General features: G+C 54.3%; 22 protein-coding genes and 2 pseudogenes. 13 read left to right on the top strand and 11 right to left on the bottom strand.

Annotated features, from left to right (window positions below; all coding sequences use genetic code 11):
- Positions 1 to 17: 17 nt before the first annotated feature.
- The 9 genes from FJ695_RS25085 (at position 18) to FJ695_RS25045 (ending at position 8,380) form a co-directional block, all read left to right on the top strand.
- Complete coding sequence (locus FJ695_RS25085; RefSeq protein ID WP_247653732.1) at positions 18 to 755, top strand: ABC transporter permease; 738 nt, start codon at positions 18 to 20, stop codon at positions 753 to 755.
- Positions 756 to 808: 53 nt separating this feature from the next.
- A complete protein-coding gene (locus tag FJ695_RS25080; protein WP_141187994.1) occupies positions 809 to 1,948 on the top strand; it encodes an extracellular solute-binding protein in 1,140 nt (379 codons plus the stop codon).
- A gap of 75 nt (positions 1,949 to 2,023) precedes the next feature.
- The gene (locus tag FJ695_RS25075; protein ID WP_141187993.1) at positions 2,024 to 3,109 is read left to right on the top strand and encodes an ABC transporter ATP-binding protein; all 1,086 of its coding nucleotides are present in this window, start codon (positions 2,024 to 2,026) and stop codon (positions 3,107 to 3,109) included.
- Entirely contained in the window at positions 3,106 to 4,461 is a 1,356-nt protein-coding gene (locus FJ695_RS25070) for an aspartate aminotransferase family protein (RefSeq protein ID WP_141187992.1), read from the top strand. The genes FJ695_RS25075 and FJ695_RS25070 overlap by 4 nt, the downstream gene beginning before the upstream one ends.
- Before the next feature lie 8 nt (positions 4,462 to 4,469).
- Positions 4,470 to 5,399, top strand: coding sequence for a 3-keto-5-aminohexanoate cleavage protein (locus FJ695_RS25065; protein WP_141187991.1), 930 nt, complete (start codon positions 4,470 to 4,472; stop codon positions 5,397 to 5,399).
- Between the two features lie 2 nt (positions 5,400 to 5,401).
- Positions 5,402 to 5,887 (top strand): GNAT family N-acetyltransferase, encoded by a 486-nt coding sequence (locus FJ695_RS25060; RefSeq protein WP_141187990.1) that lies wholly within the window; start codon positions 5,402 to 5,404, stop codon positions 5,885 to 5,887.
- Positions 5,884 to 6,906, top strand: coding sequence for a histone deacetylase family protein (locus FJ695_RS25055; RefSeq protein WP_141187989.1), 1,023 nt, complete (start codon positions 5,884 to 5,886; stop codon positions 6,904 to 6,906). The genes FJ695_RS25060 and FJ695_RS25055 overlap by 4 nt, the downstream gene beginning before the upstream one ends.
- Positions 6,903 to 8,003, top strand: a complete 1,101-nt coding sequence (locus FJ695_RS25050; protein ID WP_141187988.1) for an FAD-binding oxidoreductase — start codon at positions 6,903 to 6,905, stop codon at positions 8,001 to 8,003. The genes FJ695_RS25055 and FJ695_RS25050 overlap by 4 nt, the downstream gene beginning before the upstream one ends.
- A gap of 26 nt (positions 8,004 to 8,029) precedes the next feature.
- Positions 8,030 to 8,380 (top strand): RidA family protein, encoded by a 351-nt coding sequence (locus tag FJ695_RS25045; RefSeq protein WP_141187987.1) that lies wholly within the window; start codon positions 8,030 to 8,032, stop codon positions 8,378 to 8,380.
- 510 nt (positions 8,381 to 8,890) lie between these two features.
- Here FJ695_RS25045 and FJ695_RS25040 read toward each other — a convergent pair.
- Both FJ695_RS25040 and FJ695_RS25035 read right to left on the bottom strand, forming a co-directional pair.
- Positions 8,891 to 9,988 (bottom strand): annotated as a pseudogene (locus FJ695_RS25040) (IS3 family transposase).
- 257 nt (positions 9,989 to 10,245) lie between these two features.
- Entirely contained in the window at positions 10,246 to 11,397 is a 1,152-nt protein-coding gene (locus tag FJ695_RS25035; RefSeq protein ID WP_141187986.1) for an acyl-CoA dehydrogenase family protein, read from the bottom strand.
- 308 nt (positions 11,398 to 11,705) lie between these two features.
- Here FJ695_RS25035 and FJ695_RS25030 point away from each other — a divergent pair, with 308 nt between their 5' ends.
- From FJ695_RS25030 to FJ695_RS25015, 4 genes are read left to right on the top strand one after another with little or no spacing between them, the layout of a single operon-like run.
- The gene (locus tag FJ695_RS25030; protein ID WP_141187985.1) at positions 11,706 to 12,626 is read left to right on the top strand and encodes an SDR family NAD(P)-dependent oxidoreductase; all 921 of its coding nucleotides are present in this window, start codon (positions 11,706 to 11,708) and stop codon (positions 12,624 to 12,626) included.
- Positions 12,627 to 12,671: 45 nt separating this feature from the next.
- Positions 12,672 to 13,805, top strand: coding sequence for a CaiB/BaiF CoA-transferase family protein (locus FJ695_RS25025; protein ID WP_141187984.1), 1,134 nt, complete (start codon positions 12,672 to 12,674; stop codon positions 13,803 to 13,805).
- Positions 13,806 to 13,816: 11 nt separating this feature from the next.
- Positions 13,817 to 14,629 carry a citrate/2-methylcitrate synthase gene (locus tag FJ695_RS25020; protein WP_141187983.1) on the top strand — a complete coding sequence of 271 codons (813 nt, stop codon included), beginning with the start codon at positions 13,817 to 13,819 and terminating at the stop codon, positions 14,627 to 14,629.
- Positions 14,626 to 15,093: a MaoC/PaaZ C-terminal domain-containing protein gene (locus tag FJ695_RS25015; RefSeq protein WP_141187982.1), complete on the top strand. Its 468-nt coding sequence runs from the start codon at positions 14,626 to 14,628 to the stop codon at positions 15,091 to 15,093. The genes FJ695_RS25020 and FJ695_RS25015 overlap by 4 nt, the downstream gene beginning before the upstream one ends.
- Positions 15,094 to 15,129: 36 nt before the next feature.
- On the opposite strand, the gene FJ695_RS25010 is transcribed toward FJ695_RS25015, so the two are convergent.
- The 9 genes and pseudogenes from FJ695_RS25010 to FJ695_RS24975 form a co-directional block, all read right to left on the bottom strand.
- Positions 15,130 to 15,948 carry an enoyl-CoA hydratase/isomerase family protein gene (locus tag FJ695_RS25010; RefSeq protein ID WP_141187981.1) on the bottom strand — a complete coding sequence of 273 codons (819 nt, stop codon included), beginning with the start codon at positions 15,946 to 15,948 and terminating at the stop codon, positions 15,130 to 15,132.
- 15 nt (positions 15,949 to 15,963) lie between these two features.
- Positions 15,964 to 16,431 (bottom strand): annotated as a pseudogene (locus FJ695_RS25005) (class I adenylate-forming enzyme family protein); the annotation flags it as partial.
- On the bottom strand, positions 16,398 to 16,571 hold the full coding sequence (locus tag FJ695_RS28100; protein WP_168206485.1) for a hypothetical protein: 174 nt from the start codon (positions 16,569 to 16,571) through the stop codon (positions 16,398 to 16,400). The gene FJ695_RS28100 and the pseudogene FJ695_RS25005, both read right to left, overlap by 34 nt.
- A gap of 90 nt (positions 16,572 to 16,661) precedes the next feature.
- Positions 16,662 to 18,005 carry a TRAP transporter large permease gene (locus FJ695_RS25000; protein WP_141187979.1) on the bottom strand — a complete coding sequence of 448 codons (1,344 nt, stop codon included), beginning with the start codon at positions 18,003 to 18,005 and terminating at the stop codon, positions 16,662 to 16,664.
- Between the two features lie 17 nt (positions 18,006 to 18,022).
- Positions 18,023 to 18,508 (bottom strand): TRAP transporter small permease, encoded by a 486-nt coding sequence (locus FJ695_RS24995; protein ID WP_168206484.1) that lies wholly within the window; start codon positions 18,506 to 18,508, stop codon positions 18,023 to 18,025.
- A 50-nt stretch (positions 18,509 to 18,558) separates the two neighbouring features.
- Positions 18,559 to 19,617: a C4-dicarboxylate TRAP transporter substrate-binding protein gene (locus FJ695_RS24990; RefSeq protein WP_141187977.1), complete on the bottom strand. Its 1,059-nt coding sequence runs from the start codon at positions 19,615 to 19,617 to the stop codon at positions 18,559 to 18,561.
- A gap of 151 nt (positions 19,618 to 19,768) precedes the next feature.
- Positions 19,769 to 20,557 carry an IclR family transcriptional regulator gene (locus FJ695_RS24985; protein WP_168206483.1) on the bottom strand — a complete coding sequence of 263 codons (789 nt, stop codon included), beginning with the start codon at positions 20,555 to 20,557 and terminating at the stop codon, positions 19,769 to 19,771.
- Positions 20,558 to 20,663: 106 nt separating this feature from the next.
- Positions 20,664 to 21,455, bottom strand: coding sequence for an SDR family oxidoreductase (locus FJ695_RS24980; protein ID WP_141187975.1), 792 nt, complete (start codon positions 21,453 to 21,455; stop codon positions 20,664 to 20,666).
- Complete coding sequence (locus FJ695_RS24975; RefSeq protein ID WP_141187974.1) at positions 21,456 to 22,256, bottom strand: enoyl-CoA hydratase/isomerase family protein; 801 nt, start codon at positions 22,254 to 22,256, stop codon at positions 21,456 to 21,458.
- Positions 22,257 to 22,266 lie beyond the last annotated feature (10 nt).

The following is a 22,266-nucleotide window of genomic DNA, read 5'->3' as shown; positions in this document are numbered from 1 at the left end:
TACTGGTGTATCTGTTCATGTTCCTGCCGGTGATTGTCGTCGTGCTGTTGAGCTTCAACGCCAGCCAGTTCGGCAGCTTCCCAATGACCGGTTTTTCCTTCCGTTGGTTTGTCGAACTTGCCCAGAATGATGCGATCTTGAGGGCCTTCCAGACCTCCATCATGCTCGGCGCGCTGACCGCGGTGATTTCAACGACCCTCGGTGTTCTCGCCAGCCTGGCTCTTGTTCGTTACAACGTGCCCGGCCGCAATTTGATCTCCACCCTCCTGATCGCACCGATCCTGGTGCCGGAAGTGGTGTTGGCGGTCGCCCTGCTTCTCTTCCTCAATTTCCTCTCCATCAACAAGAGCTTCTTCCTGCTCCTGATGGGCCACGTCATCTTCACGCTACCGTTTGTCATCCTGGTCGTGCAGGCGCGTCTCGTCGGTATCCGCAAGGACTACGAGGAAGCTGCTCTCAGCCTCGGCGCGAGCCCGGTACAGGCGTTCTTCCAGATTACTTTGCCATTGCTGGCACCCGCGGTTTTCGCAGGCATGCTCTTCGCCTTCACCATCAGCTTTGATGACATCACCGGCACATTGTTTTGGAAACCCGGCGGGGTGGAAACCGTGCCGACCCAGATTTTCGCCATGCTGCGCAACTCGATCTCCCCGGAGATCAACGCGCTCGGCACCGTAATGATTTTCCTGACCGTTGGATTGCCGCTTTTGGGATTGGCGATTGCCCGGCGGATGGCCATGCAGCGCGGCGGATAGAATCGCGTGACCAACAACGAAACGTTCAAAAACAAACCAGAGTGGATAGAACAATGGACAATACCAAACGTTATGAGCGCTTGCGCGAACGTTATCTAAACGGCGATCTCGACCGTCGAAAGTTTTTGGGTCTGATCGGCGCAGCGGGTCTTGCCTACGGTGTGCAAACACCGTTTGCCCGGCACGCCATGGCGGCCACCAAAGAGGTTCGCTTCGACGGATGGGGCGGTGTCGTCTCAGAGGCCTTCCGCAAACATGCCTTCGGCCCCTATACCGATAAGACAGGCATCAAAGTCGTCGACGGGACTTTTGGCGGCGGTGATGAATACCTCTCCCGGGTCAAGGCGAGCCAGGAAGGGGAATACAACATTGCCCACCTGTCCGGTGTCTTCGATTATGCGCGCTATACCAATCTCGGGCTGAATTCGACGCTCAATGAAGACAACATCCCGAATCTCAAGTACGTCATTCCGAAACTGGTCGATGTGTTCCGCAATGTCACTGACGGCAAGCTATCGTGCGTCCCATATGACTACGGAACAACCGGTATTGCTTATAACCGCAAACACATTTCCGACGCCGAAGCCAAGGAAAAAGGCGCGAAACTTCTCATCGATGCGGCTTACAAGGGCAAGATTGGCGGTTGGTCCGATTGGCGCACACGTGTCTGGTATGCATCCCTACAGACAGGTCAGGATCCGAACAATGCGACCGACATGGATGCCGTCTGGGAGGCTGTGCGCACCAACCGTGACCTGCTTTTGAAATACTGGCAGTCCGGCGCTGAACTGATGAGCCTTCTCGCCGAAGAAGAGATCTACGTCACCGAGGGCTGGTCCGGCCGCATCTATGCGCTTCAAGAGCAAGGGCATGATATCGGCTACATCGATCCGCCGAACGGCTTCGGCTGGCAGGAATGCCTGTTTGTAATCAAAGGCTCTCCAATGGAAGCCTGTGAAGAGCTGCTGAACTTCATGCTCGCCCCTGAAACCTCGATCGCGGTTGCCGAGGGCCAAAATTATCCGCCGGCCCTGGACCCGACCAAAGTGGATCTGGGATCTAAGATCCCGACCCTACCGGCCTTCGATCCAACAGGCACATTGGATGGCCTTACCTTCGCCAATCCGGAGTATTGGAACTCCAATGAACAGGCTTGGGCCAAGACCTTCGGGCGGATCCAAAAAGGCTACTAAGGATTTCCAAAAAGCTAAGTCCTCCGCCCGGCCATGCCGGGCGGGGATAATTCTCTCAGATCTTGGAGTTCGAGTGTGGGCGCTGTTTCCCTGACCAATATTGTCAAGCGCTTTGGAGCGTTCACCGCGGTTCATCGCACGTCGATGGAAATTCCAGAGGGCAGTTTTGTGACATTGCTCGGCCCATCCGGCTGCGGCAAGACAACCACCTTGCGTATGATCGCGGGCCTGATTGATCCCACCGAAGGAGACATCACCATCAAGGGCCGGCGCATCAACGATGTGCCGATCTACAAACGTAACTTGGGCCTTGTGTTCCAGAACTACGCTCTGTTCCCGCATAAGACGATTGCCGAAAACGTGGCTTTTGGTCTCAAGTACCGGGATGTCTCCAAGGCAGAAATGGACAAGAAGGTCAGGGATGTTCTGGAGCTGGTGCAGTTGCCGCATGTGGCGGACCGCTACCCGAAACAGTTGTCGGGTGGCCAGCAGCAACGCATCGCGCTCGCCCGTGCAATTGTCATTGAGCCGGATGTTTTGCTGCTGGATGAACCGCTTTCCGCACTTGATGCGAATCTGCGGGAGGACATGCGCGTTGAATTGAAACGTATTCAGCACCAGATCGGCATCACCACGGTTTTCGTGACCCACGACCAGTCTGAAGCCCTCGCGATGTCAGACCAGGTTGTTGTCATGTCCAACGGCCGCGTAGAGCAGGTCGGATCACCGGAGGACGTCTATAACACCCCAGCCTCTGAATTCGTATCCCGCTTTCTCGGAACTTCTAACATTCTCAAGGCCACATGCAAAGGCATGGCCGCCGCGGGCTTGGCCCTAGAAGTTCCCCATTTCGGGACAATTGCGGTGCCAAAAAATAGGGCCCCGCGCGTTTCAGCCAAAGGATCATCCAAGTTGGTCATCCGTGCAGAAAAACTTTTGCTCATGGCCAAGGATACTCCGGCCGATGACCGCATCGCTTTGGACGGTGTCGTCGAAGCGGTGGACTATCAAGGACAGGCTGCACGTTACTTCGTGCGCGTGGGAGAGCAGCAACTCCAGGCCATCAATATGATCGACGAGCATCCTTTTGAAGAAGGTGCCGCCGTTTCTGTCCGTTTCCGGCCTCGCGATTGCGCGGCGCTTCCAGGAGACACGGCATGAGCGAGACAATGAAATCCCATCTCTTCTACCAAAACCGTCAACGGCGACCGGTCCTGGATCAGGCTAAAGGCGTTTATATGTGGGATGTCGACGGCAAACGTTATCTGGACGGTTCATCGGGCGCTATGGTGTGCAACATTGGCCATTCGAACCCGAATGTTCTGGACGCGATGCGCCGTCAGATGGAAAAATCCACATTCGGCTACCGCTTGCATTTTGAAACCGAGCCTGCTGAGCGTCTGGCGGCAAAGACAGCATCGCTGGCCCCGGAAGGGCTGGACAAGGTGTTCTTCGTGTCCGGCGGATCGGAAGCCGTGGAAAGTGCCATCAAACTGGCCCGCCAAAATGCCGTCGCAACAGGAGAAGCACAGCGTTACAAGGTGATTTCGCGGGAACCGAGTTATCACGGCTGTACACTTGGTGCTCTTGCACTCACCGGATATGCACCGCTGACAGCGCCGTTCGATCCGATGATGCGGCCGATGCCGAAGATCCCGGCACCCCGCGCCTATCTTGACGGTCTCAATGCCAACGATCCGGCAACAGGTCATCACTATGCCGATATGCTGGAAGCTAAGATCCTGGAGGAAGGCCCAGAAACAGTCCTAGCGTTCATTGTCGAACCGGTTGGCGGCGCGTCGACCGGCGCCTTGGTTCCGCCTGTCGGATACATGCAAAAGATCCGTGAGATCTGCAGCCGCTACGGTGTCCTTCTGATCCATGACGAAGTGATGTCCGGTGGTGGTCGCACAGGACATTTCTTCGCTGCCGAGCATTGGGATGTTGCGCCTGACATTCTGGTCATATCAAAAGGGTTTGCCGCCGGTTACGCGCCGCTTGGCGCAATGGTCGCGCACAAGTCAATCGTTGAGAATGTTTTGAACGATGGTGGCTTCTTGCATGGGTTCACCTATGCTGGCAATCCGCTGGCCTGTGCGGCCGGATTGGCCGTTCTGGAGGAGATTGAAACGGGCGACATGTGCGCCAATTCTGCCTGGATCGGCCGCCAGCTCAAGGCCGAACTTGAAAAGCTGATGGATCATCACGAGTTGATCGGCGATGTGCGGGGAGAAGGATTGCTGTTGGCGTTCGAGCTGGTCGCAGACCGCAAAACGATGGCGCCGTTGCCAGCCGAATGGGGCGCATTCAACCGCCTTGTAGATATTGCTTATGAGAACGGCTTGATTGTTTATTCCCGTCGGACACGGGGAGGATATTTGGGAGATCATTTTCTCGTCGCACCGCCCATGATTGCCAATAAAGATCATGTTTCAGAGATCATTGATGGGGTGGACCGTTCTCTTCGGCAATTGGATGCCGAACTTCCGGCTGAACGGGCGAAAGCGAGCTGAGATCAGGCATGACAGATAAGATTATCATTACCTGTGCCATCACCGGGTCCATTCACACTCCCACGATGTCCCCGTATCTGCCCTTTTCTCCAACTGATATTACAGAGCAGGCACTGGGTGCCGCAGACGCAGGGGCTGCGATCTTGCACCTGCACGCCAGAAATCCGAAAGACGGCCGCCCGTCCGCCAGGGCAGAAGACTTCCTAGCATTCCTGCCTGACATTCAAGCCAAATGCGATGCGGTCCTTAACTTAACGACCGGTGGCAGTGCCATCATGCCGCTGGAAGAGCGGCTGGAGGGCCCGCTGCGGGCAGAACCTGAGATGTGTTCGCTCAACATGGGGACGATGAATTTCGCTCTGTATCCAATGGTGGATCGCTACGAAGATTGGAAGTTTGACTGGGAAAAGCCGTTTCTTGAAAACACCGACGATCTGGTTTTCAAAAACACACCAAGAGACATTGCATTTGTGCTGGAGCAGCTTGGCGAAAAACGTGGCGCCCGGTTCGAGTTCGAGTGTTACGATGTCAGCCACCTCTACATGCTGCGCCACTTTGCCGACCGCGGACTGGTGAAGCCACCGTTCTTTATTCAATTTGTCTTTGGTGTTCTCGGCGGAATCGGGGCCGACCCGGAGAACCTTCAACATATGAAACGCATTGCCGACAAGCTGTTCGACAGCCAGTATCTGTTTTCCGTGCTTGCCGCCGGACGCCAGCAAATTCCGTTTGCCTCGATGGCAGCCAGCATGGGAGGGCATGTTCGAGTTGGTCTGGAAGACAATCTCTTTATCGCAAAACGCCAGCTGGCAAAATCTAATGCCGAACAGGTGGCCAAAATCCGCAGCATAGTTGAAGAAATTGGCCGGACGGCGGCCACACCGGATGAAGCTCGAACCTTGCTTGGATTGAAAGGAATAGCGGAGACGGAGTTTTGACCATGACCGAGATTTCGATCCGCAAAGCTACATCGATTGATGCAGGGCGCCTCAACCAGGCGCTTGAACAATTGTCCATGGACCTCGGCGACACGCATCGGGCCGGGATCGGTGATCTTGTCCGTCACGGATTTGGCGGCCATCCGGCGTTCTTCGCGTTGCTTGCAGAACGCGAAAGTGGCGTAATCGAGGGTGCTCTGATCGCGTCCCCGTTGTTTTCGACCAGCCTGGGCGGCGCGGGACTTTATGTTTCGGATCTTTGGGTTTCGGACATGGTAAGAGGTCAGGGACTGGGCCCCCGGTTGCTGAAAGCTGCCCTTGACGAAGCGCCGTCAGATTGGACGATACGGTTTTTGAAACTTGCCGTTCACAACCACAACACCGATGCCCGCCGTTTTTATGAACGGTTGGGTTTCCATGATTTACCGGATGAAACCGTGCTCTCCTTAAAGGGCGTAGCGTTGGAGAGCCTGAGGAACCCTACATGAAAGCCGTTTTTGATGACCGCCAGCGGAACCATGACCCAAAGCACTTTATGGCCAATGGCACACGCCTCGCAAACCCGGAACAACCACGCCGGATCGAAGTGCTGCAAAATGGAGCCAAAGAGGCCGGATGTGTCTTCCAAACGCCGACTGACCACGGTTTAGGTCCGATCGCCGCGCTGCATACGGCGGAGTATCTTGTCTTTCTGCAAACCATTCATGAGCGTTGGAGCCGCATTGAAAATGCGTCTGATGAGGTCATCCCGAATGTGCATCCAGACCGGCGTACGGCAAGTTATCCGCGTTCTGCAGTCGGGCAAGCCGGATTTCACCAGGCGGACACAAGCTGTCCGATTGCAGCGGGGACCTGGGAAGCTGCCTATTGGTCTGCGCAGAGCGCGGTAGAAGGGGCGGACCTCATGCTCACCGGAGAAAAAGCGGCCTACGTCCTCTCGCGTCCGCCCGGTCACCATGCCTTTGCCGATCTGGCCGGTGGTTTTTGCTTTCTGAACAACTCCGGCATTGCGGCTGAACGCCTGCTCAAGGCTGGGAAGCGGCCGGCCATCCTCGATGTCGATGTGCATCACGGCAATGGAACCCAGGGAATCTTTTATGAACGCGGAGATGTTCTGACGGTCTCCATTCATGCAGACCCCATCCGGTTTTATCCCTTCTATTGGGGGCATGGTCACGAACGTGGCGAGGGCTTCGGTCGGGGGGCAAACTTGAACTTGCCGTTGGAACGCGGTACTGGCGATGACGCCTATCTGAAAACACTTGATGCAGCTTTCCAACGCATCCAGGCTTTCGGAACAGACGTGGTGATTGTCGCGCTTGGGTTGGATGCCTATGAAAATGATCCATTGAAAGGATTGGCGATCACAACACCCGGATTTGCCCGGATAGGGGCGGCTATCGCAGGGCTCGGGCTACCAACCTTATTTGTCCAGGAAGGCGGATATCTTGCCGATGAACTGGGCCAAAATCTTACCAGTGTACTCACCGGTTATCAGCGCGTATGACCAACAAGTCCGATTTTCTGATCATAGGTGGGGGGATCGCTGGCGCTGGTGCCGCGGCGCGTCTGGCCCCGCACGCCTCTGTCACACTGCTTGAGATGGAAGATGCTCCTGGCTGGCATGCAACAGGCAGATCCGCAGCGATTTTTATCCGCAATTATGGCAATGCTACCTTGCGCGCCCTCAATGCCGCCTCCGAACCGGTTCTGGAGGCACCAGCAGGCCTGTCCGACCAGAGCCTTCTGTCCCCACGCGGCGAAATGCTGATTGCCACCGAAGAGGAACTCAGCGCCTTTGATGACTATTTGGCGGGCGCGGAAGACATGGACCTTCTTACAGCTGAAGAAGCCGTTTCTCTGTTTCCCCTTCTGAAACCAGAAGGGATTGCGGCGGCCGCCATCGAACGCGCTGCTCAGGACATTGATGTCGACCGGTTGCTGCAAGGGTTTTTGCGTCTAGCCAAGCAGCACGGCGCCAAGATTGAAACGCGTGCACCGGCGGAAACGATCCAACGGATAGACGGCCTTTGGCGCGTGATAACACCGGCTGGAAGGTTTGAAGCTCCGGTTCTCATCAATGCGGCGGGCGCCTGGGCCGATGTGATCGCCGAACGCGCTGGCGTATCAAAAATCGGTCTGCAGCCCTTGCGCCGATCTGCTGCTATCATTCCACCGCCGGACGGGCTGGACGTCACATCCTGGCCTCTCGTCGCCAGCGCTTCGGAGAGCTGGTATGTTAAACCTGATGCCGGCAAGTTCATGGTTTCCCCCGCAGATGAAGATCCCGTGGATCCGCATGACGCCTGGGCTGATGACATGGTGCTTGCGGAAGGCTTGCACCGGTTTGAACAGGCCGTGACTATGAACGTGACCCGGGTCGAGCACAGCTGGGCCGGTCTCCGAAGCTTCGTGAAGGATCGCACACCTGTGGTCGGTTTCGCGCCGGACCGGGAAGGGTTTTTCTGGCTGGCCGGACAAGGTGGCTACGGTGTCCAGACAGCCCCTGCGTTGTCCCAGCTCACTGCGGATCTGTGTCTGGGCAAAGAACCGGTCCTCCCACATGAAGTCGTCACGGCGCTAAATCCGTCGCGGCTGATCTGAACCTCCAAGAACAAAAAGGAAATACAATGTCCGATATTAAACGCCTGCAGATTGGTCCGCGTATGAGCCAAGCAGTCATCCATGGCGGTCTTGTGTGGCTCGCCGGCCAGGTTGGCAATCCTGGTGAGAGCGCTGCCGATCAAACCAAGGTCATCTTGCAGAAAATCGAGAAGCTGCTCGCGGATGCTGGGAGTGACAAATCCCGCATTCTTCAGGCAACCATTTGGCTTGCCAGTATGGACGACTTTGCGGAAATGAACGAGGTCTGGGATGCTTGGATAGACCCGGCCAATCCGCCAGCCCGCGCTTGCGGAGAATCCAAACTGGCCACGCCTGAGTACACGGTGGAAATCATCGTCGTCGCCGCCACAGCGTAATCCGTCTTGCGTTTAAGAAATAAACGCAACACCCAATCTGTCTAGAAAACCCTGCTGATAGACAGGCGTTAATTCACGCCGCGGTTCAATTTGGGCGGCGGAAGGTAAACAACCGGCACGCTGAAGCCCCGTCTGCCTTCGCGCTATCGGTCGTTTTACGAGCCGACAGCAACTGCCGTGTAGTACCCGCGAATGGGAACTAACCCTCGGTCTTGTTTGATGCGACTACAGACCCAAGAAATTGCGGCATTGTTCGCATTAGAGCTCCCCAAAGTTTGGGCGCAACGTCACGATCGTCAGTCTCTCAGGCAAGCTTCATCGTTGGGAGCCGTGATTGGTTGCAGATCGTGTTGTTGGTTTGCAGACCTTGCACTGGTGGACAGCGTATAGGGGATTGGACAGCAATGTCTCTATCTATGAGTGGGCGCTCTCCGCAAATATGGACGGCCTGGACCGTGAGCTGCTACCGCCGTTTGGACCACCCGGCAGGAAGTTTTCCGGGGGTATAGCTCAAGGCGGTGATGACACCATTGAGCCCTTTATCAGTGATACTGGCGGTTTATTGCCGATCGCACTGTGGGGACGAACTTCGTTGTAGACCTTGCGCCAATCCTCCATTTTTGAACGGGCATCGTCAAGGTTCATGAACCAGTGGGTATTCAGGCATTCAGCCCGGAACTTTCCGTTGAAGCTCTCGATGAAGGCGTTGTCGGTTGGCTTTCCTGGCCGCGAGAAGTCGAGCATGACACCTTTGTGGTAGACCCACAGATCGAGATCACGGGAGATGAATTCGGAGCCCTGGTCAACCCGGATCGTCTTGGGATAGCCATATCGGCGGCACACGCTTTCAAGTGTTCGAACCACATCCTCTCCACGATAACTGAAGCGGGGATCCGTTGCCGGCGAGAAGCGGGAGAACGTATCGATCATTGTTAGGACGAATCTTGCGGCCTGTGACGAGTTCGTCATGGACAAAATCCATGGCCCAGGTCTCATTGCTTTGCTTCGCTTCAGATCTATCCTAGCGAAGCTTGGCCTTCACACGCCGTTTGGGTGTCTTGTTCCTCAATTGCAGCCCCATTTCCTTGTAAAGCCGGTAGATCCGATTGGGGTTCACCTGCCAGCCCTCCCGACGCAGCAGAACGTGGATGCGCCGATTACCGTAGCGAATACGCGTCTCAGCGATCTCTTTGATGCGCTTCTTCAGATCGGCCAGATCATCGCCATGCGAGCGATAGTGGTAGCTGGATCGCTGGGCTAACAGCACGCCGCAGGCACGGCGAATACTGATGCCCCAAATCGATCTCAGATCATCGACAAGTTCACGGCGACGAGCAGGCCTCAAAGCTTTCGTTTGATGACATCCTGCAGCATAACTTTGTCCAATGACAGATCGGCCACCAGCCGTTTCAGCTGTGAGTTTTCCTCTTCAAGCTGCTTAAGCCGCTTCATTTCCGAGGGCGTCAGATCAGCATACTTCTTACGCCAATTGTAGAACGTCGCCTCGGCAATCCCCGCCTTGCGGCAGACCTCCGCGACCGGTGTGCCGTCCTCTGCCTGTCGCAAAACGAACGCGATCTGGGCATCCGTGAACTAAGATTTCTTCATGGAATTCTACTCCTCCCGTGACTGGGATCATAATTGGAAAATTCCAGCTCAAAACAGTCCAGCTCTCGGGCTGCAGGTCAAATGACAGCATGTAAAGTGCAGTGTTTTTCCTGCATATCAGTTTTGACATGAAGGCTGGCCACCCGGATGTTCGTTCGAACGGCGGCTTGGCTCGGCAGTGCAGACATTCGCGCTAACTAAAAAAGTATCTGTTTAATTATTTCAAATATAAGATTAAAGCGTTTGAAAAGGATACTTTATTGCAAATTTCGCGCAATCAATTCCTTCATGACTTCGTTGGCTCCACCATAGATTTTTTGAACTCTTGCGTCGGCATACATCTGGGCGATGCCGAATTCCGTCATGTATCCATTGCCACCGTGAAGCTGTAGACACTCATCCACGACATCACATTGCATCTGGCTGCACCACCATTTCACCATGGCCGCAGTTGTGACATCGAGTTCGCCTGCGGCATGCTTCTCAACACATTCATCGACAAACACCCGGGCAATGTGCGCGATCGTCTTGGCTTCAGCGAGTTTAAAGCGGGTGTTTTGGAGATCCAATAAAGTCCCGCCAAAAGCCTCCCTTTGGCTTGTATAGTCCACGGTGTCTGCCACCGCCCGCTCCATCACTGCAGCAGCTTTTAACCCGAGCACTAAGCGTTCCTGCGGTAACTGCTGCATCAGCTGATAAAAGCCCTGCCCCTCTTCGCCTCCCAAGAGGTTATCAGGGCTGACTGCCACATCATCAAAAAACAGTTCGGATGTATCGGAGCTCTTTTGACCGATTTTTTTTAGATTCCGGCCGCGGCGAAAACCGTCTGCCTGATCCGCTTCAACGACAAGGATGGAAATCCCTTTTGATCGTTGTTTGGGATCGGTTTTGCAAACCACCAGGATAATATCGGCCAACTGTCCATTGGTGATGAACATCTTTGATCCGTTCAATCGGTAGCTGTTTCCGTCCAATTTCGCAGTTGTTCGCACGCTTTGCAGATCTGACCCAGCTCCCGGCTCGGTCATGGCGATCGCAGCCACCAGTTCTCCCCGAGCCATCTTCGGCAACCACCGGCGTTTCTGCTCCTCTGTGCCATAGTTCAGGATGTAATGGGCGCTGATTTGTGAATGTACGCTGTTGGAAAAACCGGACACGCCCGTGGCGCGAAACTGTTCCGTGATCAGCACGGCTTCATGAAAAAAAGTTGCGCCAGCACCGCCATATTCTACAGGGACGGAGGCACACAGGATTCCAGCCTCTCCTGCGGTGTTCCAAAATGAGCGGTCTACATGCCCTTGCTCCTGCCATCTTGCCTCGTTTGGAACCATCTCAGCGGCGTAAAAGCGGGCAACGTGATCACGCAAAATATCAAGTTCTTCCGTCATCCAATTTGCGCGATAGTTCATTGTCCGGATCTCCTGTCCACTCTGGTAATTGCCGAGCCTCGATGACCATCGTTGCCTTAATCGGCTACTTTCTGCGATCTGCTGCCGCTGCTCCGAAGTGAAGGTGCTATCTGGCCAAAGCAGCGGGGTTCTCTGCCCGGTCAAGCCTCACCTGCAAGATGAAACCGCCACTCGCGCCTTTGCCAAGTCTCCGGTAACCAACAACCTTTCGCAAAAATTTCCATTGATAATACTGAGAATTCCAATAAGGTCTAGCGAATATTCGAACTATAAACGAATATCAGAACAAAATTGAGTGTGAGGATGGAATGGCGTCTAAGGATTTGCTTGCTGGGAAGGTGGCTCTGATCACCGGAGCCGGCCGCGGCGTAGGCCGCGAAATTGCGCTGGCGATGGCCCAGTGCGGAGCGAAAGTCCTGGTCAATGATTTAGGGGGCAGTGCACAAGGCGGCGACAGTGACACGTCCCCTGCGCTTGAGGTTGTTAAGGAAATTCGGAAATCCGGGGGGGAAGCATCGGCTAACTTTGATTCAGTTACATCGTTTAAGGCGGCTGGAGTGATGGTCGAGCAAGCACAGGATGAATTGGGCGGGCTCGACATTCTGGTCAACAATGCCGGAATTCTCCGGGATAAGATTTTTCACAAAATGACCGAAGATGATTGGGACAAGGTTGTTAATGTCCACATGAAGGGTTCGTTTAACGTTGCCCGGCATGCAGCTTCCGTATTCCGCAAACAGGAATCAGGGCGGATGATCCATATGACATCAACTAGCGGATTGATCGGAAACTACGGTCAAGCAAGCTATGGAGCCGCTAAACTGGGCATTACAGCATTGTCAAAATGTATCGCTCTGGATATGGCCCGCTACAACGTCACGTCCAATTGTATCGGCCCGTTTGCCTGGAGCCGCCTTGTCGGCACAATTCCGATAAACTCAGAAGCAGACCGCATCCGGGTTGAACGCATGAAAACCATGACCCCGGACAAAATTGCCCCACCGGTCGTCGCACTTGCCTCTGATGCCGCTCAACATATTACCGCTCAAATTTTCTGTGTCCGCGCAAACGAGATATTTGTGATGGGCCAGTCCCGCCCGTTACGTGGGATGCATAAAGCTGAAGGCTGGACACCGGATACTGTGCTGAACCATGCCTTTCCGGCCCTGGAAAGCTCAATGTACCCGCTTCAACGCAGTCCGGAGATCTTCAATTGGGACCCGGTCTAAATACGAAATGACAAAGCATTTAGAAGAAACAAAGAGATTGCCGAAATGACCGGTTTACCGCTTGAAGGTTTCACCGTTTTTGAAATGGGGTCGGCACTTGCAGGTCCGTATGGTGCCAGGATCCTCGCGGATCTTGGCGCTCGTGTGATCAAGATAGAACCACCTGAAACAGGTGAAAGCGCAAGGTCCTGGGGCCAGCCTTTGCACAAGGATGCTGGTGCGCTCTTTCATGCAGTAAACAAGGAAAAAGACTCGCTGCCGGTCGATTTCAACGATTCGGCTGCCGTTTCCCGGCTTAAAGAGCTGATCGCCAAACACGCAGACGTCGTGATGCAGAACCTGCGCCCAGACGTGACTAAAAAAGCTGGACTAGACGCAGAAACCTGCCGAAATTTGAACCCCGCACTAATCTATTGCAACATTTCCGCATTCGGGCCAGATGGTCCATTGGCCAAGGATCCCGGATATGAAGCTTTATTGCAGGCTTTCTCTGGGATCATTGAAATGACCGGCGATCCGGACGGCCCCCCATCGCGTGTTGCCTTATCGGTCAACGACTTCGGCACGGCAATGTGGTCCGCAATTGGCATCATCGCTGCGCTGCTGAACCGGGAAAAGACCGGGGAGGGGAGCGTCATCGATACTTCAATCTTCGACACCTCTATGGGCTGGCAAACCATGACCGTGGCATCAATGCTGTCGACGGGGGAAGTTCCAAAAAGGAGCGGCCTGCGAGGTCCGTTGCTGGCTCCCAACAGAGGTTTTACCTGTTCCGATGGCATGCTGCTTGTGACCGCAGGTACAGACACCCAGTTTGCAAAACTATGTAAAGTGCTGGACTGCGAGCAGCTGTTAAGCGACCCAGGCTTTGCCACGAACAACGCGCGTATGGCCAATGATGCCGACCTTACTGACCAGCTGAATACCATTTTCATCACACAGCCTCGCGATCATTGGTGGCAGTTGCTGCGTGCTGTGAAGGTGCCGTCCGCTCCCATTCAGACGCTTGATGAAACATTGAACCATGAGCACACCCGTGCATCAGGAATCCTGCAGAACCCGCCGGATGAGGCCCAGCCGCTGGTCGGTTTGCCTTTGCGGATAGACGGAAACCGTCCCGGTTACCGCCGGTCTGCGCCTGCTTTGGGTGAGGGAACGGAAGATCTGACAGACGCTTGAAAGGAATTTTTATGGAAACCCGCACCCTGCAAGGCTGGCAGACTTCAATCAGCCGGGTGATCAGTGACGGCGATACGGAAGATACGCTGATCCGCGGTCACAGCCTGAACGAACTTATTGGCAACGCGACATTTGCCGAGACGATGTTCCTGCTGCTCAACGGAAAAATGCCTACAAAAAAACAAGGCGTCGTTCTGGATGCCCTACTGGTCTCCTGCATCGAACACGGCATTGCGCCGCCGTCGCTCATTCCGCGACTCTATGCGTCTTATGGCACCGGGCTTCAACATGGCATCGCAGGCGGTATCAGTGCCTTCGGCGAAAAGATGGGCGCACTTGGCGAAAAGATGGCCAAGCTGATGATCGACAAACTGGGAGAGGCCGCAGCCCAGGACGATGAAACCTTGTTGACAATCGCACAGCAAACGGTTGCGGAGATCATGGGAAGCGGCGAACGTGTTCCTGGCTTCGGTATTCCGCTGCATTCCCGCGACCCCCGCGCCGACAGGGTCATCGAGATTGCCAAGGAGAACGGGGTGTATGGCACCTATTGCCGGTTTGCTGGGTATTTAAGTGATGCCATCACAGACCATCGGAGCGGGCGGCCGGTTCCCCTCAACATTGACGGCGTCTGTGCCTGTATCGCACTTGACCTCGGATTCAACTGGCGGACCACACAAATGTTTCTGCTGACATCGCGCAGCGTTTCCATGGGGGCGCATTACCTGGAAGAATTGTCTCAGGATACGATCTGGCGCCACATTCCCGCAGACCAGATCGACTACAGCGGGGCGGTCGCCAAGAACCGGGAGACGAATACATGAAACTTTTGGGCACCGGATTTCACTGGGATGAATTGACCCCGGGAGACACGTTCAAAACCTATGGCCGCACGATTACTGAAACGGATATCGTGAACTTCGTCTCCTGCGCAGGCATGCTGGAGAGCCTTTTCGTTGATGCCGAATACCGGAAGACCCACTCTGCGATGAGCGGGCATGCTGCGCCGGCAATGCTGACGATGTCCCTGGCGGAAGGTCTTGTTCTCAATGCAACAGGTCAAGGGACCGGTCTTGCATTTCTCAACATGGAAATGACTGTAAAAATGCCGGTTTTCGTCGGTGATACGATCCATGTTGAAATTGAAGTGGAAGAGTCCCGCAAGACATCAAAGTCTTCGCGCGGATTGGTCAAAACACGAAACCGGATCGTCAATCAAAACGGCGCGACAGTGATTGAATACAGCCCACAGCGGCTGATGTCAGGCAGCATAGACAGTCCAACCTGAAAGCCGGGCAGGAAGCAACCGCGGATGCGAGGCAGGTTATTCGCTGCCTGTATCTCGCAGCATCCGGTCCCAGTCGAACTCTAAAGGCTTCTTATTCAAAAACCGGGAAATTGCTTTCCGGTGATATTCAGAACCCATGCACACGGCCTGAGCCCACGCCTCCATGTCGGCCATGGTTTTCTGGTCAAGATGAAAGGCCTGATTGAGGAGCATCTTTGCCTGCCCGGCCGCAAGACGCGACGACAGTCGAAACCTGCCTGCGAACTCCATAGCCCTTTCAAGCAGGGCTTCATGCGGATGAATTTCTAAAACGAGTCCCAGCTCCTTCGCTTCCTCGGCACCGAATGATCTGGCTGTCATCACCAATTCTTTTGCTCGTGGCAGCCCGACTGCCCTCGGCAAGAGAAACAGGCCGCCAAGATCCGGCACCAGCCCAATCCGTCCGAAGACGGCGCAAAATCTTGCTCTTTCAGAGGCCAAAACAAAATCACAGCCAAGCGTGAGGTTGAAACCGGCCCCATAGGCCGGGCCATCAACGGCTGCAATGACTGGCAACTCCATATTGCAGAACTCGATGAACCACTTGTGCAATCGCATCACCCGGTCACGCGCCCTGTCGACCTGCATGGCTGTGTCTTTCAGGCCCTTGAGGTCACCGCCGGCACAAAAGGAACCACCTTTGCCGGTAACAACGAGCGCCCGCAGGTCCCTGTTGTCACGAATTTCCGGCACCAGGCCGGCGAGCTCTTCGCGCATTTGTAAAGATAATGCGTTGCGGGTTTCCGGCTCCGTGAATGAAATCAAACCGATCTGACCAATAATCTCATATGTCAGAGTTTCGAATTCCACTTTCATTCGATCACTCCCGGTTCAAAGATCAAGCAACGCCATCTGTTCGCGCAGGTCGGTCTTCACAACCTTTCCATAGTTGTTTTTTGGCAGTTCCGGGAGTTGGACGTAATGTTTCGGCCGCTTGAACCGGGCAATGTTGTCAATGCAAAGCTTGTCCAGTTCTTCCGGGTCAAAGGGCTGGCCATTCTCGCAGACGACACAGGCGACAATCGCCTCGCCCCATTCGTCATAAACCTTTCCGACAACAGCAGCCTCGGCGACTGCGGGGTGCGTCAGCAATATCTCCTCGACCTCCCGCGGATAGATATTGGAGCCGCCTGAAATAATCATATCCTTTGACCGGTCGTGCATTGTCAAAAAAACGTCTTCATCAAGTGCGCCCATATCACCCGTCCACAGCCAGCCGTCACGGATGGCGTTTGAGGTTGTCTCCGGATTATTCCAATAGCCCTTCATGACCGCCATTCCGGAAACGGTGATTTCTCCTTTGCGTGCAAAGCACCTGCTATGGCGGCCGCGCGCCTTGCGAACTCAGCATAATCGGCTACCAGGCTCTCACCATGAGAAAGAGCGGGATTGGTGGGCATCAGGGCCGCAGTACGGCGCAGCCATTCAGCTGGATTCATTGTGTCGTCTCCTGCTGGCCGAAACGAGTTGGTTCAAGAACGGTTTTCTCAAACCTGTTTTCGCCGGCGATATGACTTGCCTACCTGCCGTCACCACTTGGAATACGGCAGAAGGAGAGAGATAGCCGGAAAAAGAACGATCAGGGCAAACACCAGCAAGTCGACTGCCAAGAAGTTTATCACTCCCCGGAAGATCTTGTGTACCGGTGCTTCCGCGCCGACGACTGAATTGATGATGAAAACATTCAGTCCTACTGGGGGTGTTATCAGTCCGATCTCCAGAAGTTTGACCACAACGACACCGAACCAGATCAGGTCGAGCCCCATCCCCTCAACGAGTGGCACCACAAATGGCAAGGTCAAAAGCATAATGCCGAGTGGATCTAGGAACATTCCCATAATCAGATACAGGACCACGATGACTAACAGGATGGACCAATCAGACATCTGGTAAAACTCGGTCAGGGCGACGACTTCGCGAGTTAGGCCGGTCAACGAAACAAAGGCAACAAACATCTTCGCGCCAGCCGCAATGAAAAAGATCGATGCGCTTTGAAGAGCAGTGTCCTTCATGGCGGAAACAAAGTTTTCCCAACTCAATTTCCTGGCAACAACGCCATAGGCCAGTGCGATTGTCATGCAGACCGCCGCCGCTTCAGTGGCCGTGAAAATACCGCCGTAGATGCCACCGATTATGATCAGGAACAACAACAGCGCCGGCCACGCATCCAATAGAGCCTTCCAGCGGTCCCGATCGGAGATTTCTTCTTCAGGCACGGGAGCCTGTTCTGGATGGCGGCGTGTCCAGACAAAAATCACCAACAACATACCTGCCAGGGACAACAACCCTGGTAGAACTCCAGCAAGAAACAGCTTGTTGACAGATTGCTCTGTAAAAAGCCCATAGAGGATGAAGAGTACAGATGGCGGGATCAGGGAGCCCAGTGTACCGCCGACCGCGACAGTTGAAGTAGACAAGCGGATGGAATAATTATACCGCCGCATTTCCGGGATACAGATCCGCCCCATTGCCGCTGCGCAGGCGACAGAAGACCCCGTGATCGCCGAAAACCCTCCACACCCCATAACGGAAGCCATCGCCAATCCGCCTGGCACCTTGCTCAGCCAAACCCGGCCCGCGTAGTAGATTTTTGTCGTGATCTCGGCATGGTAGGCAATGTGCCCCAATCCGATAAACAACGGGACCATGCTCAAAGGATAGGAATGGAGAAACTCAAATACATTGTTTGAGATGAGCGACATTGTCGGGCGCATAGCAGCGCCGGCTTGGAAAGTGTCACTGTACCTGTAGCCAAAGAATAAATAGGTACAAATCATAGCCAGGCCAGCTAGTGCAAAGCCGATAGGTACACGCATCGCTATTAACAACAGCGCAACGGCAAAACCGACCAATCCGATCGTTGTGGGATCCATCTGGAAACACTCTTTGTTCAAGGCGCGGGGTCAGAAATGCCCCTGTTAAACACTGCTTTGAAGTCGATGATGACAAGCGATAAAAGCCGGAGCACAAAAACGGCATAGCCAAGAGCAAAGGCCAGTTTTCCGGGCCACTCTGGGAGATCAAATTCGCCGTAGTAGTAATTTCCGTCTATCCAGGCGGAATGGAAGCCTTTCCAACCGCCATAGGCGATCGGCAACAACACTAGAAAACCAATCACCGAGCCCAGCAGGTCGCTCCATGGTCGAACGGCCTTGGGCATCAGATTGACAAAAACATCGACCGCAATGTGTGTCCGTTCAGCGGTTACATATGCCAACGGCAAAATGATCGAAGCAATCATCAGGTCGCGGACCAAAATCTCTGCATCCGGCATGGACCAATTAAACACCGCTCGAGTTACGACACCCGAGAAGATGATCGCGCAGATCGCCAGAATGCTGATGGCCGCCAGGACCAGCAACACTTTTTCCAGCATTCGCAGCACCCTTGGGCCGGGTGCTGCAGAGTTATTGGGACCGGATTTCATCAGCGTGCCCAGGGATAACCTTTGGCCTCACGCTCTCCGTCCCACTTCTTGAGAAGGCGCATGTAGTCCGCTGCGACCGCATCAGCATCGATTCCAGACTTCGATGCCTTGGCCTTCCAGTCGTCCAGATAGCCTTTTGACGCATCTAGAAGCTGGGTTTTCTGGTCTGCCGGGAAATCACTAAACGTGACGGTTCCTGCAGTTTTCAGATCGTCTATAGCTTCCGCGTTCGCGGCATTTATCTTTTGCGCATATACATCAACGATCTGAGATCCAAGTTCGTCAACAACAGCTTGGTTCTCTGGGCTTAGGGCTTCATAGGCATCCTTGTTCATGACAATTGCCAATGCCATCAAGGCACCCCAATCCAGCATGGTGACGTCAGTTGCCACCTCATTCAGCTTAAATGCCGGAATTGCATAGCTATAGAACATGGTGCAGTCGATCAGTCCGGTATCCAGCCCTTGGTAGGTGTCATAGGCCGTCATTTTCACAGGGATCGAACCGAGGTCCTTGGCGACCTTCCCGTAAACGGAAATTCCGCGCATTTTCACTCCAGCCAGATCGTCGAGAGATGCAATGGCCTTGTCTTTACACACCAGCTGGATCGGACCTGTTGTGATGTTTGCTATGAAATGCAGATTAAGGTCGGACCACTCCTCCTGAAGGACCTTGTTGGTGGTATTTAATTCGTAGAACGCACGGGTCGACGCCCAAGGATCACTATATTCGGTTGGCAGGTCAGCTAACAGGAAAGCAGGGTGTAGGCCTGGGTTATAAACTCCCACAAGGAAGCCCATGTCAGCCGCGCCGTCGCCAATACCCTTAGCCGCGGCTTTCGCTTTTAAGAGCGCACCACCCCAATGCACCTCCATTTTCACTTCCCCATTGGTCCGCTTTTCCAGCTCTTCAGCAAACCAGTTCGTGGTTTCAGCTCGGGCCCCGCGATTTGGGCTCTGATCGGTGAAGTTGAGTTTCATTCCGGCCATGGCCGGCACAGCAAGTGTCATCGCCGACAGACTTGCTGCAAAAGCAACTGCGAGTTTCGGAAATCTCATGATGTTTGTCCTCCCAACATGATCTTGGTTCGCCGTTTCAGATCAGTTTGTTTTCGTGAAGGTCCGAAGCTCTATTTCACCGTTCTCCCGACGGCCTAGACTGGTCTGTCAAGCAGATATCCCTCGTCTGCGCAAGTACTCCGAACCCAGTTCAGCGATTACCTCCTCCGCTATATCCAAGGATCTTCGAGATATCTGCGCCTGCCTTAAGCGCAGCATCGATATACTTTTGCTTGTCACGTTGTGCGCGCGACAACGGCACACCAATAGTGATCGCAGCCACGACATCACTGTCCGAATTGTAAATCGGTACAGCAAAGCCGGAACCATCTGCGGAATAGGCTCCCATCGTGATGGAAATGCCGGTTTTGCGGATTTCTGCGACAATCTTTTCAAGTTCGACACGGTCGGTCGCTGTGTTCTCTGTCAGCTTTTCCAGATTGGTATTGCTGTAGTAGGAATCCCGTTGCCGTTCGGACATGTGCGCCAGAAATACCCGGCCTGCAGAAGAGCAATACAAGGGCCTCCGCGCTGCAATTGGAACGGAAAAGCGAATGGATTTATCGGATTCAACTGAATCGATGTATGAGGAAAAACGTTGGTCTATATCCAGCTCGGCCAGAAGGACAGTTTCCCCTGTCTGCTCCATTGTCTGTTCCAGATAGGGACGGGCGATCTGCCGGATTGTCCGCCCGGCCAGAATGGTCGATGCAAGCGAGTATGCTTCCGCTCCGAGGAAGTACAAAGTACCCTTACGTCCCAAAAAGCCTTGATCAGTAAGAGCCTTCAGCGTAGACGACAAGGAACTCTTTGGCACATCGAGATGTGTCGAGATATCGGACAGGTTTAATCCGTGCGGTTGGTCTGCCAGTAGACGCAATAATGAGAATGCGCGCGGCAGTACCATTGGGCCTTCAATGCGGGTCGTTGTCTTGGACAACTTAGTCTCCTGTTCATATTTGGGAACTAATTTCCTATATGCGAACAAGCCTACAGAAGCAGACCGCATTGTCAATCCGCAAGCGGATTTCCGAATATGACAAGAGTCAGTGTGCAAGATATTCCTCATATCGTGCCGGCTGCAGATTGAGGCCGTTACCACCATCGCATGGAATGGCCGCTCCGGTGATGTAGCTCCCCATATCAGAGCTGATGAACAGGCAAAGAGCCCCGATTTCTTCCGCACGCCCCAAACGGCGTAGCGGGACTGATTTCAACTTCGCATCAAGTAACTGTTTAGTCGGGAACAGCTTTTCCATGCCGCCAGACCCTTCTATCGGGCCCGGAAGAACCGAGTTGATGCGTATGCCTTCCGCGCCCCACTCCAAGGCAAGTGTCCGGGTGATCTGATCAATGCCGGCCTTTGCCGCACACACGTGAGACTGACCAATCAGCGCCGTATGGGCATGAGGAGACGAGATGTTGATGACCGAAGCCCCTGGCTTTCGCAAAACCGGATATGTGGCGTGCATCACGTGATGTGTGCCAAGCAGATCAATTTCCATCACGGCTCGGAACCCATTGGATGAAAGATCCCTGGCCAGGCATGGGAAATTTCCAGCAGCACCGGAAACAACAACATCCAGCTTGCCGTATAACTCGACACACTGCCCGACGGCAGTTGCGACAGCCTCGTAGTTGCGAACGTCACAGGAGCACCCACCGGCAACAGCGCCCAACTCCTGTAACCGTGTCACAGCGTTTTCAACCTTCTCAGGATCACGCGAGAATACGAAAAGATTGGCCCCGGCTTTCGCGAAGCTCTCGGCTATTCCTAAATTTATGCCGCTTGTGCCACCCGAGACCAGAACGGTCTTGCCGGAGAAATCGAACATCATCTATTTCCCCTTGAATGCAGCTGGACGCTTTTCGGCAAAGGCGGTCACGCCTTCCACCCAATCTTCGGTACCGGCGCACTTGCCAAAATTGCGGGCTTCCATCGCCAGCTGGCTTTCAAATGTGTTGGCGTGGCTGGCGTAGATCAATTCCTTGATGCTGCCGTAGGAAACTGTCGGACCGGATGCCAACCGGGTTGCAAGGCGGTTGGTTTCAGCCTCGATGTCTTCAGGCGCAACCAGGAAATTCACGAGATTGTAGCGATGTGCGGTTTCCGCATCGATCTTGTCGCCCAGCAGTGCCAATTCCATGGCACGGCGCGTTCCAACGATCCGGGGGAGATTGTAACTCCCGGTTCCGTCAGGGCTGGCTCCGATTGCAGAATATGCGAAACGAAAAATCGAATTCGTCGCGCAAATGGCTAGGTCGCACGCCATCATGAACGACATGCCAGCACCGGCCGCTGCACCTTCAACGCTTGCGAGGATCGGTTTGTTCATCCGTCGCATCTGCATCATCATCGGGTGCAGCGAATGCACACGCCGCTCGAAATATGCTGTGCGTTTTTCTGCAGGCCAGGGAGCTATATCTTCGGCAAAGCTTTTGACATCGCCGCCTGCCATGAAATTTCCGCCGGCTCCCTTCAGGACGACACAGCGAACCTTCGGATCGTGCTCAATTTCATCCATCGCGTCGAACATCGCATGACGCATGTCCAGTGAAAGAGCGTTCAGAACTTTCGGCCTGTTCATTGTCAGTGTGGTGATGCCGTCCTGATGGTCTATGAGGAGATGATCAGTCACTCGGTATTCC

The sequence above is a fragment of the Labrenzia sp. PHM005 genome (genome assembly GCF_006517275.1).
Taxonomy (GTDB): domain Bacteria; phylum Pseudomonadota; class Alphaproteobacteria; order Rhizobiales; family Stappiaceae; genus Roseibium.
Note: the sequence above shows the minus strand (reverse complement) of the source record. Positions and strands in the feature narration are given on the sequence as shown.